This window comes from Clostridium sp. MCC353, from assembly GCF_018785315.1.
GTDB lineage: Bacteria > Bacillota > Clostridia > Lachnospirales > Lachnospiraceae > CHH4-2.
In genome coordinates this window covers 24,979-41,260 of record NZ_WQPN01000143.1, presented here as the reverse complement: position 1 = coordinate 41,260, position 16,282 = coordinate 24,979, and the positions used below count along the sequence as shown (strand labels likewise).

Genomic DNA, 16,282 nt, shown 5'->3' with positions numbered 1-16,282 from the left:
AATTATTCATAAACAGTTTCCAGATTAATATTCAGGGGGGCTTTCATATGCAGGAGAGTGGATGAATAAGCTTTCTGCGCATCCCCCTTTTCGATGGCAGAAAGTATATGGCTGTGTTCCTTTAACGTATCCTCCATCCGTTTCTGATGCTTTAAAGAATAGCACGCCAGCTTTTTGATTTTATACATGTATTGGCTGAAAATTTCGATAAATGCATCGTTGCCGCTGTAACATACCAGATAATTATGAAAATTCTGATCATGTTCCACAAAATCAAAAATGTCTTTGGTAGAGGCCAGTATTTTTTGCTGCATATCCAATGAAAATTGGAGTTTGTTAAACAGCTCTTTTCCCTTTTCTGATGCAATGGTTTCTGCAGCTTTTTGTGCGCAGTAGCCTTCTATCGCAGAACGCACTTCATAAATTTCTATAATGTCCTTTTCCGTCATTTTATGCAGAGCAAAGCCCTTATTCGGTATAATATCAATCAGACCTTCCTGGTAAAGGCGATGGACAGCGTCCCGTACCGGGGTACGGGATATCCCCATTTCCAGCGCTAACTTGGATTCGGAATAGATGGTATTGTACTTCAGGGTTTCACTATTCAATTGATCTTTAATGTATTGATAAGCCTGTTTTTGCAAAACTTTAAATTCTCGTTCTCTCATAAATACCAGTTCCTTATTTTTTAATGATAACAGCATACAATAAAAAATACACAGCGTCAATAGATAATACATTTTGAAATCTATAAACAGCAATGAACTATGTAAATAATGCACAAAATTAAAACGATAATTTGTATTAAATATCAAAATTAAAAGGGGTGATTGACAGGTATACCGGTATGTAATAGTATAATATTAACAGTTGCATACCGGTATGCAATAAAAGACCAAAGGAGATTTATATATGGAAAAGGCAGGTTTTATAGGATTGGGAATTATGGGAAGGCCGATGGCAGAAAATTTACTGAAATCAGGAATGCCGTTAATGGTTTACGACATTAACCAGGATGCAGTTGCCCAATTGGTCTCATTGGGGGCGGAGCCGGGTAATCCAGAAGAGATTGGAGCAGCGTGTGAGGTGATTTTTACAATCCTTCCTAACGGAGCCATTGTCCAGGATGTGCTGTTTGGTGAAAATGGGGCTGCTAAAGGTTTAGCGGAAGGAAAAATCGTATGCGACTGCAGTTCCGTAACCCCTGCCGAATCCCGGAACTGTTATGAACGGCTGGAAAAAATGGGAGTTGGTTTTGTGGATGCGCCTGTGAGCGGCGGAGAGCCCGGGGCGGTTAACGGAACTTTGGCATTTATGGCAGGGGGAAGAGAAGAAGATTTCAACCGGTTGAGGCCGTTTTTTGATATTATGGGGGCTTCTGCCCTTCTGATTGGGGAAAGCGGCAGCGGATCCGTGACAAAACTGGCCAATCAGGTGATCGTCAATCTGACCATCGCGGCGGTTTCGGAAGCATTTGTTCTGGCGGTAAAGGCGGGAGCCGATCCGGTCAAAGTATTTGAAGCGATCAAAGGCGGTCTGGCGGGAAGCGCTGTGCTGAATGCAAAAATCCCTATGATTGTGGAACGCAATTTTAAACCGGGCGGAAAAATTTCCATCAATCATAAAGACATTAAAAATGTGCTGGCAACTGCTCATGATATGGATGTCCCAATGCCATTTTCCAGCCAATTATTTGAAGTGATGCAGGCATTGAAAGTGAGCGGTCATATGGACGAGGATCACGGCGGCATTGTCCAGTATTTTGAACAACTGGCCGGTGTGGAAGTGAAAAAGGCGGATTGATTTTTGAGGTTGGTTTTGGACCGGACTGGAGGAAAGAATATGAGAGAAGTGAAGACCATAGGAATGGAAATTCTGGATTCTTTTCAGATGCCGAATGAAGCGGCGGTGGAAGGAATGCTGAAAGAGGAACTCGATTTATTGGAGAAAAAGATTGTTGTTTTAGATGATGATCCCACCGGAGTGCAGACGGTACATGATATTTCCGTCTATACGGACTGGGAGAAAGAGACAATGAAAGCCGCGTTTGAAGAAAAGAAGTCCATGTTTTTTATTCTGACCAATTCACGTGGGTTTACCACAGAACAGACCAGGAAGGCCCATGAGGAAATGGCGGGAAATATAGCGGAAGTTTCGAAGGAACTGAAAAAAAATTTCATTCTGATCAGCCGAAGCGATTCCACCTTGAGAGGGCATTATCCTTTGGAAACGGAGACCTTGAAAACGGTCATTGAAGCGGAGCTTGGAAAATATTATGACGGAGAGATCATTTTCCCATTTTTTAAAGAAGGGGGAAGGTATACGATACATAATATCCACTATGTAAAGGATGGTAAAACTCTGGTTCCGGCTGGAATGACGGAATTTGCCAAGGACAAAACCTTCGGATATCATGCGTCCGATCTGACCGAGTGGTGTGAGGAAAAAACAGGCGGTAAGTACCGGGTGGAGGATGTGACCTGTGTTGATCTGGCGGATATCAGAGCCTGCAATGTGGAGAAGATCACCGGACAATTGATGGCAGTTCAGGATTTCAATAAGGTTATCGTTAATGCGGTGGATTATGTTGACGTTAAAATATTTATGACTGCATTTTTAAGAGCTGTAAGAGCAGGGAAAGAGTTTATCTTCCGCAGCGCGGCTGCCGTGACAAAAGTGCTTGGCGGAGTCAGTGACAGGCCGCTGCTTACACGGGAGGAACTGATAGAGGGGGATAACAAAAATGGCGGTATTGTATTAGTGGGCTCCCATGTGCAGAAGACAACCATGCAGTTGGAGGAATTACAAAACAGCTCCCGGCATATTACATTTATCGAATTCAACGCTCATTTGGTTAAAGTGGAACACGGGCTGGATGGTGAGGTGGAACGGGTGATAAATGCCGCTGAAAAAGAGATTTCAGAAGGGCGCACTGTGGCAGTTTATACCAGCCGTCAAGTGTTAAAGCTGGATACGGAGGATAAAGATCAAATTCTGGAAGCGTCGGTGAAGATATCCGCAGCAGTTACCAGCATCATCGGTAAACTGACAGTGAGGCCCAGTTTTATTGTGGCAAAAGGGGGAATTACGTCCAGTGACGTGGGAACCAAGGCCCTGCATGTGAAAAAGGCTGATGTCATGGGTCAGATTAAACCCGGCATCCCTGTGTGGATGACCGGAGCAGAAAGTAAATTCCCCGGCATGCCCTATGTGATTTTCCCGGGAAATGTCGGGGAGGTTACGACGCTGAGGGAAGTTGTTGAGATTTTAATGGGGGATTAAAAGAAATTAATCTCTTAACCGGTCCTTTTCAACATTAAAAAATAATGTTAGAATACAGGTATCAAAAGGGAGTATCCCTGAGAACGATTAACTACATATTACAGCGAAGTTGAGGATTGGTGAGAAAGATAATCCTGATGGTTTCTTATTCTCACCCAAATTTGTGCCGGAGCCACAGATTTGAACCGCAGCCGGGAAGCTGAAATTCTCAGCGCGTGCCTAAGTAAAAACGCTCCGGCATGGAGGAATAATTATGGATATTACAGGTAAGAAAATTTTTACCATCAAAGTGAAAGTGGATACCCCCATTGTGGTGGGGCAGGATGAGATAAGCGGCAGGCGTCAGCTGATTCCAATCCTTTCCGGCACATTAGAAGGGGATACGATGCACGGGGAGGTGCTTCCGGGCGGCGTTGACAGCCAGGTGATCCGTCCTGACGGAATCTGCGAACTGTCGGCCAGATACGGGGTGAAGTTAGATGACGGCAGTTCCTTCTATGTAGAGAACAACGGAATCCGCACGGTTCCGGATGAATATGTGGAACAGGTGAAGAGAGGGGAATTTATAGAACCTTCCCTCTATTATTTCTGTACCACGCCTCATTTTGAAGTCTTTGGCGAACCGTTGAGATGGATGTGTAAAAAGGTGTTTGTATGCAAGGCAACCAGGCTGCCGGATCAGGTTTTATTGGATTATTATCTGATGGAATGACCGGTCCGTTCTGCGGGAACGGATTCCGGCCATGGGAAGCTTTCATTAGAAGCTTTCATTAGAACCTTTTTCTTAGAACCTTTTTATTTAGACCTTTTTCCGAAACGATATCAGTAGTGAACCACTTCGTCCGCGCTCTGAATCCGTTTTATGACAGGCTCCGCCTGAGAAGATATGAAGTACCGGTATGTGGTTTCAGGCACAGACTGCTTCAGCTCTTCCAGGCGGTTTTCCTTGATCATCAAACGGACCCTGGAGGCGCTGATGGCTCCGCCGGAATTTTCTTTTCTTGGAATGATGCGGCATTCCAGTCCGTTCTGTTCCAATTCTTCCTTCATCACCTCATTGTAGATTCCTGTTACCTGGCTGAAAGGCTCTTCCCCCACAAACCGTTTTGTAATTCCCAAAGACCGGGCGATTTTTACAAAAATCTCAATATCCAGTTTTGCATGGGAACGGATTACGGTGTCGGAATCCTTTAAAAAATAGGAAGGGAAGGTGGCATTGGAAATCATATAGCTGCCTGTTTCGTGGCAGATCACATTGCTTAAATGGGCAGTTCCCTCTTTGACAAGCTGAAACCGTACCGAAAATGGGATGAGGGACACATCTTCGGAGACGACGAACACATGCAGCACATCACAGGCCGCGGCGGCAGTTTCAACCAGATACTGGTGGCCCAGGGTAAACGGGTTGGCATTCATCACCACAGCGCCAGTAACCGGCCCTGGTTCCTGCGATTCCATTACCAAACGGTTTAAATATCCGGAGAATCCGTCTCTGCGGTTTTCCATAAAAACTACTTTACCATCCACTCTGGCGATTTCATAAAAACCCAGGTCTTTAAAAAATTTGGCGGTGGCGCATTTGGTGTACAAGAACAGGTTTGTAATTCCACGGCCATATTGAAATTCAATCAGATGGCTGATGATCTGGTTTAACAGACCTTCACCCTGATGGGAGGAATCCACGGCCAGACACCGGAGCGTGTTGAAAAAACAGGAACCGGTTGCAGCCAACTGATAGTCTTCATCGAACAGGCCGGCCGTATACTCCAGGTTTTTATCCCGTTCAATGCCTTCTTTTTCCAGCAGTGCGTCTAACTGCTTCATTTCCCTTTTATTTTTATAATCAATCCTGCTTATGGTGTATTCCGACATAATCATCCTCCTGAAAAATATTCCAATTGCTATCAGTATACTTCATTTTAGATGAAATGGCGAATACAGAATTGATTATGGGAGATATTAACTTTAGATTATAATCAGGAGGAAATGATGAAAGACGATAAAAATTTAGATGAGAAAAAAACAGAAAAGGATATAGAAGAAAAAGAAGACGAAAAACTGGAAGAATATGGACAGATGACGCTGGAGGACAATGGTAAAAAGCAAAAAATCCATCTTTTGTCCATCATTGGAGAGATTGAAGGGCATGAAAACCTGTCGGGAAACAGCAAAGCTACTAAATATGAGCACATCCTTCCCCAGCTCGCCGCATTGGAAGACGATAATGAAACGGATGGAATGCTGGTGATTTTAAATACCTCCGGCGGAGATGTGGATGCAGGTTTAGCCATTGCGGAAATGATTGCGTCCTTATCCAAACCGACTGTTTCCCTGGTTCTTGGAGGCAGCCATTCCATCGGCGTGCCATTGGCGGTGAGCACGGACTATTCCTTTATCGTGCCTACAGGCACCATGATGGTCCACCCTGTCAGAATGACCGGAATGGTCATCGGCGCTTCCCAGACTTATGAATATTTTGAAATGATTCAGGACCGTATTTTAAGCTTTGTATCAAACCATGCCAAAATCGCCTATGACCAGTTAAAACGCCTGATGCTGAATACAGAGATGCTGACCAGGGATCTGGGAACCGTTTTAGTAGGTGAGGAAACTGTAAAAGAAGGGTTGATCGATGAGGTAGGCGGGATCAAAGAAGCTTTGGAAAAGCTGCACCACATGATCGATCTTCAGAAGAACGGCCGGTAATCCGGTAGCTGCAGCCCCGGTTCCTGTTCACAGCCCCGCAAAGCGGCACGGCCGACAGGCCGGATCCGCCAGAGGGAGCTGTGAACAGGAACAATCTGGAGCCGCCGGCTGAAACTGAAATTTGGATAACCTTGCATTTCTTAAATTTTTTTTGTATACTATGTTCAATGGTTAAATTTAAGGAGGTTTGGTTTTCGTGGCATCAACAGGAAAGAAACAGACAAAGGCATCAGCGGGCGCAAAGCGTCCGGCAGGAAGACCAAAGAAACAGACGAGTGTGAAAAAAACACAGCAGAAGGATGGCTTTATACGCGCAGAAGTAATTTTGATTGTATCATTTGCAATTTCTGTGCTTTTATTTTTGAGCAATTTTAAGCTGTGCGGAATGGCAGGAGATTTTTTGCGCGGTGTACAGCTGGGCGTTTTCGGAATGGTGGGGTATATATTCCCCTTGCTTCTGTTTGTGGGGACATGCTTTTATATGTCCAACCAGGGCAATCCGATTGCAGTCCTGAAGCTGACAGCGGTGATCGCGGCCGTCCTCACCCTCTGCGGACTAGCCCAGCTTTTATTCGGCTCATACCAGGAAGGCCAGGGGCTGACACAGTTCTATAAGGCGTCGGCTGCAAGCGGCATGGGAGGCGGATGGCTTGGCGGAATGCTTACATATGCGATGAAATCGGCCCTGGGTACGGTTGGAACCTACCTGGTGCTCATAGTACTTTTTATTATTTGCGGAGTGATCATAACAGAGCGCTCCTTTGTTTCAGTTGTGAAAAAGGGCGGAGATAAAGCATATCAGCACGCAAAAGAGGATATCGGAAGGCGCAGGGAGATTCATGCCGAGCGGCAGGAAGAAAAAAGGCGTTTAAGAGAAGAACAAAGAGTCCGGGGCGTTAATCTGGACTCCACAAAACTGATGGAACCGGCAGCGGCACTCATGCCTGAGCCGGAAGAGGAATTTACGGAACCGGTGCCGGAGATGATAAGGGAGCCTGTAATAACAGGAATGCCGGAATCTGCCGGAGAGCCGGAACCGGTCAAACAGAGGCAGGCCGATTTGTTTACCGGAAGTATTGCCGTGCCGCCGGAATATGTGGATGAAGATGCGGTTCCGTTTGATGTGGACGAAGAAGACATTTTTATAGGAGGATCTTCGGGATTTGACCAGCCGGAAGAGATCTTTGTCCGCAAGGAACAGAGAACTTTGGAAGAGATGGATATGTCCGGATTTTCCATTCCCGAGGAGACGAAGCGGGTGGTCACCGCGTCCGGTAAGATCATAGAGACGGATACGGAAGCCCTTCAGAAAAAACTTGTGAAGAAGCGGGAAGAGGCCAGGGAAGCCAAGGAAACGGGAGAGATCAGCGTACAGGACGAGATCAGGCAGACGGAGGCAAAGGTGAAAAAGGAATACAAATTCCCGCCCTTTGACCTTCTTAAAAAGGGCGCTAAGACCAACGGCTCTTTTTCCGATAAAGAATATAAAGAAACAGCCATTAAGCTGCAGCAGACCCTCCAGAATTTCGGAGTAGGGGTTACTGTAACTAATATAAGCTGCGGCCCGTCCGTAACCCGCTACGAGCTTCATCCGGAGCAGGGAGTTAAGGTCAGCAAGATCGTGGGCCTGGCTGATGATATTAAACTGAGTCTGGCGGCGGCTGATATCCGTATTGAAGCCCCTATACCGGGAAAATCCGCAGTGGGTATCGAAGTGCCCAATAAGGAGAATAACATGGTATTTCTCCGTGATCTCTTGGAAGCCAGGGAGTTTAAAGACAGCGCATCCAGGCTGTCCTTTGCGGTGGGAAAAGACATCGGCGGACAAGTGGTGGTCACCGATATCGCAAAGATGCCCCATCTATTAATTGCAGGAGCCACCGGTTCCGGTAAATCCGTATGTATCAACACCCTGATCATGAGCATCATTTACAAATCCAGCCCGGAAGACGTGAAGATGATCATGATTGACCCTAAGGTAGTGGAACTCAGCGTTTATAACGGAATCCCTCATCTGCTGATTCCTGTAGTGACGGATCCTAAGAAGGCTTCCGGGGCGCTGAACTGGGCGGTTGCCGAGATGACGGACCGGTATAAAAAGTTTGCGGATTATAATGTCAGGGATTTAAAAGGGTATAATGCTAAAGTAGATACGATTAAAGAGATCGAGGATGAGAATAAGCCTAAGAAACTGCCTCAGATCGTTATTATTGTGGACGAGCTGGCGGACCTCATGATGGTGGCGCCCGGAGAGGTGGAAGATTCTATCTGCCGCCTGGCTCAGCTTGCCCGGGCGGCGGGCATCCATCTGGTAATTGCGACACAGCGTCCGTCTGTCAATGTCATTACCGGTTTAATCAAGGCAAATGTGCCGTCCAGAATTGCATTTTCCGTTTCATCCGGCGTGGATTCCAGAACCATCATCGATATGAACGGTGCGGAAAAACTTCTGGGAAAAGGCGATATGCTGTTTTATCCTGCCGGTTACCAGAAACCGCTCCGTGTTCAGGGCGCGTTTGTCTCGGACCAGGAAGTTTCCCAGGTAGTTGATTTTTTAACCCAGCAGGAGATGACGACTGAGTATAATCCCGATATTGAAAGCCAGATTGCATCGCCTTCGGCTGCTCAGGCCCAGGCGGGAGGCAATGACCGGGATGAATATTTTGTCCAGGCGGGAAAATTCATAATAGAAAAAGAGAAGGCATCCATTGGAATGCTGCAGAGAATGTTTAAAATCGGATTTAACCGGGCGGCCCGCATTATGGACCAGTTGTCGGAAGCCGGGGTAGTCGGAGAAGAAGAGGGAACGAAGCCGAGAAAGGTTTTAATGACCATGGAGGAGTTTGACGATATGATCAGCAATGGCTGACGGTTTAACCGCCAATGAATCATAAGGAAAGAGAGGCACAGGAAGATGAAAACAGATATTCAGATTGCGCAGGAAGCAGTAATGCTGCCCATCAAAGATGTGGCGGCGGCATATGGAATTTCAGAGGACGACCTGGAATTATATGGAAAATATAAAGCCAAGGTTACGGATGAACTGTGGGAAGAGGTAAAAGACCGACCCAATGGAAAACTGGTTTTGGTTACAGCCATCAACCCGACTCCCGCAGGAGAAGGAAAGACCACAACCAGCGTCGGACTAGGGGACGCTTTATCCAGATTGGGAAAAAAGACCATGATCGCCCTTAGAGAGCCGTCTTTAGGGCCCTGTTTCGGCATAAAAGGAGGAGCGGCCGGCGGCGGATATGCCCAGGTGGTTCCGATGGAAGATTTAAACCTTCATTTTACCGGTGATTTCCATGCCATCACTTCGGCCAATAATCTGCTGGCAGCGCTTTTGGACAACCATATCCAGCAGGGCAATGCCCTTGGAATCGATACGAGACAGATTTTATGGAAACGATGCCTGGATATGAATGACAGGGCTCTGCGCAATGTGGTGGTGGGCCTTGGAAGCAAAGCCGACGGCGTTGTGAGGGAAGACCATTTTGTTATCACGGTGGCATCAGAAATTATGGCAATTCTCTGCCTGTCCAATGATATGAATGATCTGAAAGAACGCCTAAGCAGGATCATCGTTGCATATAATTATTCTGGAGAACCGGTAACAGCAGGCCAGTTGAATGCAGTTGGAGCCATGGCGGCGCTTTTAAAAGACGCCATTAAGCCCAATCTGATCCAGACCCTGGAACACACAGGGGCCATGGTTCACGGCGGGCCCTTTGCCAATATTGCCCACGGGTGCAACAGCGTGAGAGCTACGAAGACAGCCTTAAAACTGGCTGATATCGTGGTTACGGAAGCCGGATTCGGCGCGGATTTGGGAGCGGAAAAATTCCTGGACATCAAATGCCGCAAAGCAGGATTAAAGCCGGATGCCGTAGTTTTGGTGGCAACGGTGCGGGCGCTCAAATACAATGGCGGAGTGCCTAAGGCGGAGCTGAACGCCGAGAATCTGGACGCTCTGAAAAAAGGCATTGTCAACCTGGAAAAACATATAGAGAATATTCAAAAATACGGTGTACCGGTGGTGGTAACCTTAAATTCCTTCACTTCCGATACAGAAGCGGAATATGAATTCATTAAGAATTTCTGCGAAGAGAGGGGATGCGAGTTTGCCCTATCCGAAGTATGGGCAAAAGGCGGAGAAGGCGGAGAAGCGCTGGCTGAGAAAGTAATTCAAACGCTGGAAAACAAAGAAAGCCATTACCATCCCATTTATCCGGATGACATGAGCCTGAAAGATAAGATCCATACAGTAGCTGCCGAGATTTATGGAGCGGACGGAGTGACTTATTCCCCGGCTGCCAATAAAGCCTTAAAACAGATCGAAGACATGGGATTTGGAAATTTCCCTGTTTGTATGGCGAAAACACAGTACTCCCTGTCGGATGACCAGACAAAACTTGGCCGTCCTACCGGTTTTGAGATCAATGTCAGGGATGTCTATGTGTCAGCAGGTGCCGGTTTTGTGGTAGTTTTGACCGGCGCGATTATGACCATGCCGGGCCTGCCAAAGAAACCGGCCGCAGATAATATTGATGTGAATGACGATGGCGTAATTGTAGGATTATTCTAAATAAACGGGGACGGAGGATGTGATCTTCCGTCCCTGATCAGGCCAGAACACAAATAGAGATTGAGAGGTAGATATGAAATTAATCCAGTGGTTAGATAAAATGGAATATGAACTGCTGCAGGGAACTCTGGATCTGGAAGTCACGGATGTGATCTATGATTCCAGAAAAGCAAAAGAGCAGACCGTATTTGTCTGTATGATGGGATCGAGAATCGATTCCCATGACTTTATCGATGATGTGGTGCAAAAGGGCGTAAAGGCGCTGGTGATTGAAAAGGATATGGAAAACCTTCCAAAAGGAGTAACGGTAATCCGTGTGGATAATTCCAGGAACGCCCTGGCCCTTTTATCAGCGGCCCGTTTTGACTATCCGGCAGAGAAGATGGTCACCATCGGTGTGACTGGCACCAAGGGAAAGACCACCACCACCCATATGATAAAGGCGATTCTGGAAACAGCGGGAAAAAAGGTGGGCATGATCGGCACCAACGGAGCGGTGATCGGTGAAGAGACTTATCCAACCAGAAACACCACTCCTGAATCCTATGAGCTTCAGGAATATTTTTCTAAAATGACAGAAGCCGGCTGTGAATACATGATCATGGAGGTATCTTCCCAAGGGCTGAAAATGCACCGGGTGGATGGGATTTTCTTTGATTACGGGCTGTTCACCAACATCTCCCCGGATCATATCGGGCCGGATGAACACGCGGATTTTGAAGAATACCTTTACTATAAATCCCAGCTCTTAAACCGCTGTAAAACGGGAATTGTGAACAGGGATGACCCTCATTATGAGGAAATCGTCCGCCGGGCTTCCTGCGAATGCCACACGTTCAGTTTGGACGGTGACGCAGGTTTTATGGCGAAAGATATCCGGTATGTGGCGGAGCCTGATTTTGTAGGATTGGATTTTAAGGTTACAGGGGAATATGAACTGGAACTGAAGGTGAATATCCCGGGCCGGTTCAATGTATACAACGCTTTGGCGGCAGTCAGCGTGTGCAGCTTTTTGGGTCTTCCCAAAGACAAGATCTGTCATGCGCTGGAACATTTGAGCGTTAACGGCAGAATGGAGATTGTCTATGCATCACCGAAATGCACTGTCATTGTGGATTATGCCCACAATGCGGTGAGCATGGAAAGCCTGTTGAAAACCCTCAGGGATTACAATCCCAAACGCCTTGTCTGTGTGTTCGGCTGCGGCGGAAACCGCTCCAAGGACAGACGGTATTCCATGGGTGAAATCGGAGGGCGTCTGGCGGACCTGTGCATCATCACCGCCGACAATTCCAGGTTTGAAAAGGTGGAGGACATTATCGCCGATATCCGGGGAAGCATTGAGAAAACGGGAGGGGCGTTTATCGAGATACCCGACCGGAGAGAAGCCATTGAATACAGCATCATCCATGCCCAGCCGGGAGATATGATCGCGGTGATTGGAAAGGGGCATGAGGATTATCAGGAGATAAACGGAGTCAGGTATCCGTTTTTGGACCGGGCGGTCATTGAAGAGACCGTAAAAAAATTATAAGAGGCCGGGAGCCGCGAAAAAGCGAGGAAAGCTATGGAAGGAATAACAGTAAGAGATATTGTGGAAGCGACAGGGGGAAAACTGCTCTGCGGCAGCCCGGAACTTTCACTTGACCATATCAGCATTGATTCCAGGACGATGAAAGGCAGCGCCCTGTTCGTGCCATTGATCGGTGAAAAGGTGGATGCCCACCGTTTTATCGGCCAGGCGGTTGAAAACGGCGCGGCTGCCGTACTCACCAGTGAACATGACAACGCTGATTCTGCCTGCCCTTATATCCGGGTAGCGGATACGAAAAAGGCACTTCAGGATATTGGACGGTATTATAGGAAACGCCTCAGCCTGCCCTTAATCGGAGTGACGGGAAGTGTGGGAAAGACCACCACAAGAGAGATGATTGCAGCGGCTTTATCAGCCGGTTATCAGGTTTATAAAACGCCGGGAAACCATAACAGCCAGGTAGGAGTCCCCATAACCCTGTCGGAGATCACAAAAGATGACGGGATCGGAGTGATCGAACTGGGAATGAGCGAGCCTGGGGAACTGACCGTTATCGCTCAGATTGCCCGGATCGATATGGCGGTGGTGACCAATATCGGAGTTACGCATATTGAACAGCTTGGAAGCCGGGAAAATATTTACCGTGAAAAACTGACAATCCAGGACGGATTAAAGCCGGGCGGAACCCTGCTTTTAAACGGCGATGACGATATGCTGATGAATACCAGGGCGAGGGACGGTTTTAGAACGTTGTATTACGGAACCGGTGAAAACTGTGACTACCGGGCCGAAGACATTTGTTTGAAGAACGGCTTTCCGCATTTTACGGCTGTTCATGGAGCGGAGCGGGTCCAGGTGGAACTGGGCATAATGGGGATGCACAATGTGCTGAACGCCATGGCGGCTCTTGCCTGCGCCTGTGAATACGGTGTTCCCATGGAACATGCGGCGGCGGCTCTTGGACGGTTTAACGGGTTTAAAAACCGTCAGCAGATCGATACGGTAAATGGAATTACCATCATTGATGATACATACAATGCGAGTCCGGTTTCCATGAAAGCGGGGATTGATGTTCTGCTTTCCATCGAGAATAAAGGCCGGAAGATCGCGGTCCTGGCTGATATGAAGGAATTGGGGGACAACGCTCCTCAATTCCATTATGAGGTGGGAGAGTACATAAGCGGGAAAAAGGTTGACGCAGTAGCGTTGTTAGGCAGTCTGGCTGAGTATATCGGGGACGGAATTACACAGAATAACAGCGTGATTAAAGTGTTCCGGTTTATGGAGAAAGAGGAACTGAAAGGGTATCTGGACAGCGAATTGAAATCCGGAGACGCAGTCCTTTTTAAGGGCTCCAACAGCATGAACCTGGGAGAGATTTCCAGTTTCTATTTAAAGAAAAAATCAGAATAGACAGGTGGAAGAATGGCAAAGGCATATGCCAATGTAATAATTGATATTTCACATGAAAAAGTAGATAAAACATTCCAGTACAGGATTCCGGAAGCGCTGAAAGACCAGGTCAGCGCCGGAGTCCAGGTGCGCATTCCCTTCGGCATGGGAAACCATGTGAGGAAAGGGTATGTGGTGGAAGTGACGGACCAGGCGGAATATGATCCCCTGAAGATGAAAGAGATCTGCGGCCTGGTAGACGGCGGAGTGACGGCCGAATCCCGGCTCATAAAGCTGGCCTGGTGGATGAAGGAATATTACGGCTCCACCATGAATCAGGCGCTGAAAACCGTTCTTCCGGTAAAACAGCAGGTGAAAGCCAGAGAGAAACGGGTTATCAAATGCTGTCTGGAGGAAGAGGAGTTAGAAAGGGCCATCGCCCAGGCGGAGCAGAAAAACTATAAAGCCAGGGCGCGGCTTCTGGCCGTTTTCCGCCAGCGGCCTGAGATCCCTTATGAGACTGCGGTAACTGGGATGAAGCTTTCACCAGCCACCATAAAAACGATGGCGGAAAAGCAGTTGATCAATATCGTTTCGGAAACCAAATACAGGAATCCGGTTCACGCCGGAAAACAGGAATCCGCTCAGAAGATGCTCAATTCCGAACAGCAGGAGATTGTGGATAGCTTTGTACGGGACTATGATTCGGGAATCCGTAAAACCAGTCTGATCATGGGGGTTACGGGAAGCGGAAAAACGGAAGTTTACATGGAACTGATCCGCCACGTCATAGGCAGGGGAAGGCAGGTGATCGTGCTGATCCCTGAAATCGCCCTGACTTACCAGACCGTGATGCGCTTTTACAGCCGTTTTGGCAACCGTGTATCCATCATCAATTCCAGGCTGTCCGCCGGAGAACGGTACGATCAGTTTGAACGGGCGAAAAATGGGGAAATTGATATTATGATCGGTCCCAGATCCGCACTGTTTACCCCTTTTGAAAATCCAGGTTTAATTATCATAGATGAAGAACATGAAGGCGCTTATAAGAGCGAGGTGTCCCCCCGGTATCATGCCAGGGAAGTGGCCGTGGAGATCGCGGAAATGTGTGACGCCGCCGTTGTGCTGGGATCGGCCACCCCTTCTTTAGAGGCCTATGTGAGAGCAGTCCGTGGAGAGTACCGGTTATACCGGCTGACCAGGCGCGCGGTGGAAAACAGTTATCTGCCCCAGGTTTCAGTGGTGGATTTGAGGCAGGAGCTGAAGGAGGGCAATAAATCCGTGTTCAGCCGCCGGCTTCAGATGCTGATTCAGGACAGGCTGCAGAAGAGGGAACAGGTGATCTTGTTCATCAACCGCCGGGGTTATGCCAACTTTGTTTCCTGCCGTTCCTGCGGTGAGGCCATCAAATGCCCTCACTGCGACGTAACTCTGACCCTTCATAAAAATGAACAGCTTGTCTGCCATTACTGCGGCTATCAGATCCCCCTGCCAAACAAGTGTCCATCCTGCGGTTCTCCTTATATCGCCAACTTTGGCGTAGGGACCCAGAAGCTGGAAATGATGGCGGCTAAGATGTTTCCTGAAGCCAGAATCCTCAGGATGGATCTGGATACCACCTCTAAAAAAGGCGGACATGAGGAAATTCTGGCCAGGTTCGCAGAAGGCGGAGCCGATATTCTCATCGGAACCCAGATGATTGTAAAAGGCCATGATTTTCCCAATGTGACTCTGGTTGGTGCTATAGCGGCGGATTTATCTTTGTACACCTCCGATTACCGGGCAGGAGAGCGGACCTTCCAGCTTTTGACCCAGGCAGCCGGACGGGCGGGAAGAGGGGAAAAAGAAGGGAATGTGGTCATTCAGACCTATAACCCCGGCCACTACAGCATTCAGGCCGCGGCAAAACAGGATTATGAAGCCTTTTATGAGGAAGAGATGGCTTTCCGCAGCCTTATGAAATATCCGCCTGCCTGCCGGCTGCTGACCATTCAAATGTCGTCCGGATCGGAAGAAGAGCTGGCGCGGGCAGCCGAAACACTGGCTAAGTGGGCAGGTGAAGAGGAAAAAGCGGAGAATATACAGATGACCGGGCCTGTGGAAGCGTCTGTATACAAAGTTAATGATATATACAGAAAAATTTTATATTTGAAACACGTAAATTATGATATACTAATTAAAATTAGGGACAGACTGGAACAGAAGATGAAAGAGGATGTTATTTTTACCCAGGTCATGATCCAGTATGATTTTTCATAAACAGAAGCCGTTTTGACGGCAGAATGAGAGGAATTATGGCAGTTAGACAGATTAGGACAATTGGAGACGAGATATTAAATAAAAAGTGCAAACCGGTGAAGGTGATGACGCCGAGAACCGCAGACCTGATAGAGGATATGTTTGAGACCATGTATGAAGCCTGCGGCGTAGGGCTTGCGGCTCCCCAGGTGGGAATTTTAAAGCAGATTGTGGTTATTGATGTGGAAGACGGCAATCAATATGTGCTGATCAATCCCGAGATCATAGAAGAAGAGGGAAGCCAGACCGGGGCAGAAGGATGTTTAAGCGTTCCGGGCAAGGTGGGAACCGTGACAAGGCCGGAACACGTTAAGGTAAAGGCGCTGAATGAGCATCTGGAAGAATACGTTTTGGAGGGCGAAGGCCTGCTGGCCAGGGCAATCTGCCACGAGTGCGCCCATCTGCAGGGACAGCTTTATGTTGAGCTGGTAGAAGGCGAACTGATGGATGTGGAAGCCGAAGAAGAGGATGAAGAGGAGTAGATC

Annotated in this window: 12 protein-coding genes; 10 read left to right on the top strand and 2 right to left on the bottom strand. The window is 47.7% G+C overall.

The window, feature by feature from the left end; genetic code table 11:
• Positions 1–2 precede the first annotated feature (2 nt).
• Positions 3–668, bottom strand: coding sequence for a GntR family transcriptional regulator (locus GPL15_RS22780; protein ID WP_215700976.1), 666 nt, complete (start codon positions 666–668; stop codon positions 3–5).
• Positions 669–912: 244 nt separating this feature from the next.
• Here GPL15_RS22780 and garR point away from each other — a divergent pair, with 244 nt between their 5' ends.
• The 3 genes from garR (at position 913) to GPL15_RS22765 (ending at position 3,994) form a co-directional block, all read left to right on the top strand.
• Complete coding sequence (gene garR, locus GPL15_RS22775; RefSeq protein ID WP_215700975.1) at positions 913–1,803, top strand: 2-hydroxy-3-oxopropionate reductase; 891 nt, start codon at positions 913–915, stop codon at positions 1,801–1,803.
• 39 nt (positions 1,804–1,842) lie between these two features.
• Positions 1,843–3,282 carry a four-carbon acid sugar kinase family protein gene (locus GPL15_RS22770; protein ID WP_215700974.1) on the top strand — a complete coding sequence of 480 codons (1,440 nt, stop codon included), beginning with the start codon at positions 1,843–1,845 and terminating at the stop codon, positions 3,280–3,282.
• Positions 3,283–3,535: 253 nt separating this feature from the next.
• Complete coding sequence (locus GPL15_RS22765) at positions 3,536–3,994, top strand: DUF3237 domain-containing protein (protein ID WP_215700973.1); 459 nt, start codon at positions 3,536–3,538, stop codon at positions 3,992–3,994.
• A 110-nt stretch (positions 3,995–4,104) separates the two neighbouring features.
• On the opposite strand, the gene citC is transcribed toward GPL15_RS22765, so the two are convergent.
• A complete protein-coding gene (gene citC / locus GPL15_RS22760; RefSeq protein ID WP_215700972.1) occupies positions 4,105–5,154 on the bottom strand; it encodes a [citrate (pro-3S)-lyase] ligase in 1,050 nt (349 codons plus the stop codon).
• A 117-nt stretch (positions 5,155–5,271) separates the two neighbouring features.
• On the opposite strand from citC, the gene GPL15_RS22755 reads away from it, so the two are divergent.
• The 7 genes from GPL15_RS22755 (at position 5,272) to def (ending at position 16,279) form a co-directional block, all read left to right on the top strand.
• Complete coding sequence (locus GPL15_RS22755) at positions 5,272–5,988, top strand: ATP-dependent Clp protease proteolytic subunit (protein ID WP_346345027.1); 717 nt, start codon at positions 5,272–5,274, stop codon at positions 5,986–5,988.
• 196 nt (positions 5,989–6,184) lie between these two features.
• Positions 6,185–8,857, top strand: coding sequence for a DNA translocase FtsK (locus GPL15_RS22750; RefSeq protein ID WP_215700970.1), 2,673 nt, complete (start codon positions 6,185–6,187; stop codon positions 8,855–8,857).
• A 45-nt stretch (positions 8,858–8,902) separates the two neighbouring features.
• Positions 8,903–10,573 (top strand): formate--tetrahydrofolate ligase, encoded by a 1,671-nt coding sequence (locus GPL15_RS22745; protein WP_215700969.1) that lies wholly within the window; start codon positions 8,903–8,905, stop codon positions 10,571–10,573.
• A 73-nt stretch (positions 10,574–10,646) separates the two neighbouring features.
• Positions 10,647–12,107 (top strand): UDP-N-acetylmuramoyl-L-alanyl-D-glutamate--2,6-diaminopimelate ligase, encoded by a 1,461-nt coding sequence (locus tag GPL15_RS22740; RefSeq protein WP_215700968.1) that lies wholly within the window; start codon positions 10,647–10,649, stop codon positions 12,105–12,107.
• Between the two features lie 33 nt (positions 12,108–12,140).
• Positions 12,141–13,520, top strand: a complete 1,380-nt coding sequence (murF, locus tag GPL15_RS22735; RefSeq protein WP_215700967.1) for a UDP-N-acetylmuramoyl-tripeptide--D-alanyl-D-alanine ligase — start codon at positions 12,141–12,143, stop codon at positions 13,518–13,520.
• Positions 13,521–13,532: 12 nt separating this feature from the next.
• Positions 13,533–15,758: a primosomal protein N' gene (gene priA, locus GPL15_RS22730; RefSeq protein WP_215700966.1), complete on the top strand. Its 2,226-nt coding sequence runs from the start codon at positions 13,533–13,535 to the stop codon at positions 15,756–15,758.
• 35 nt (positions 15,759–15,793) lie between these two features.
• On the top strand, positions 15,794–16,279 hold the full coding sequence (gene def, locus GPL15_RS22725) for a peptide deformylase (RefSeq protein WP_215700965.1): 486 nt from the start codon (positions 15,794–15,796) through the stop codon (positions 16,277–16,279).
• Positions 16,280–16,282: the final 3 nt, after the last annotated feature.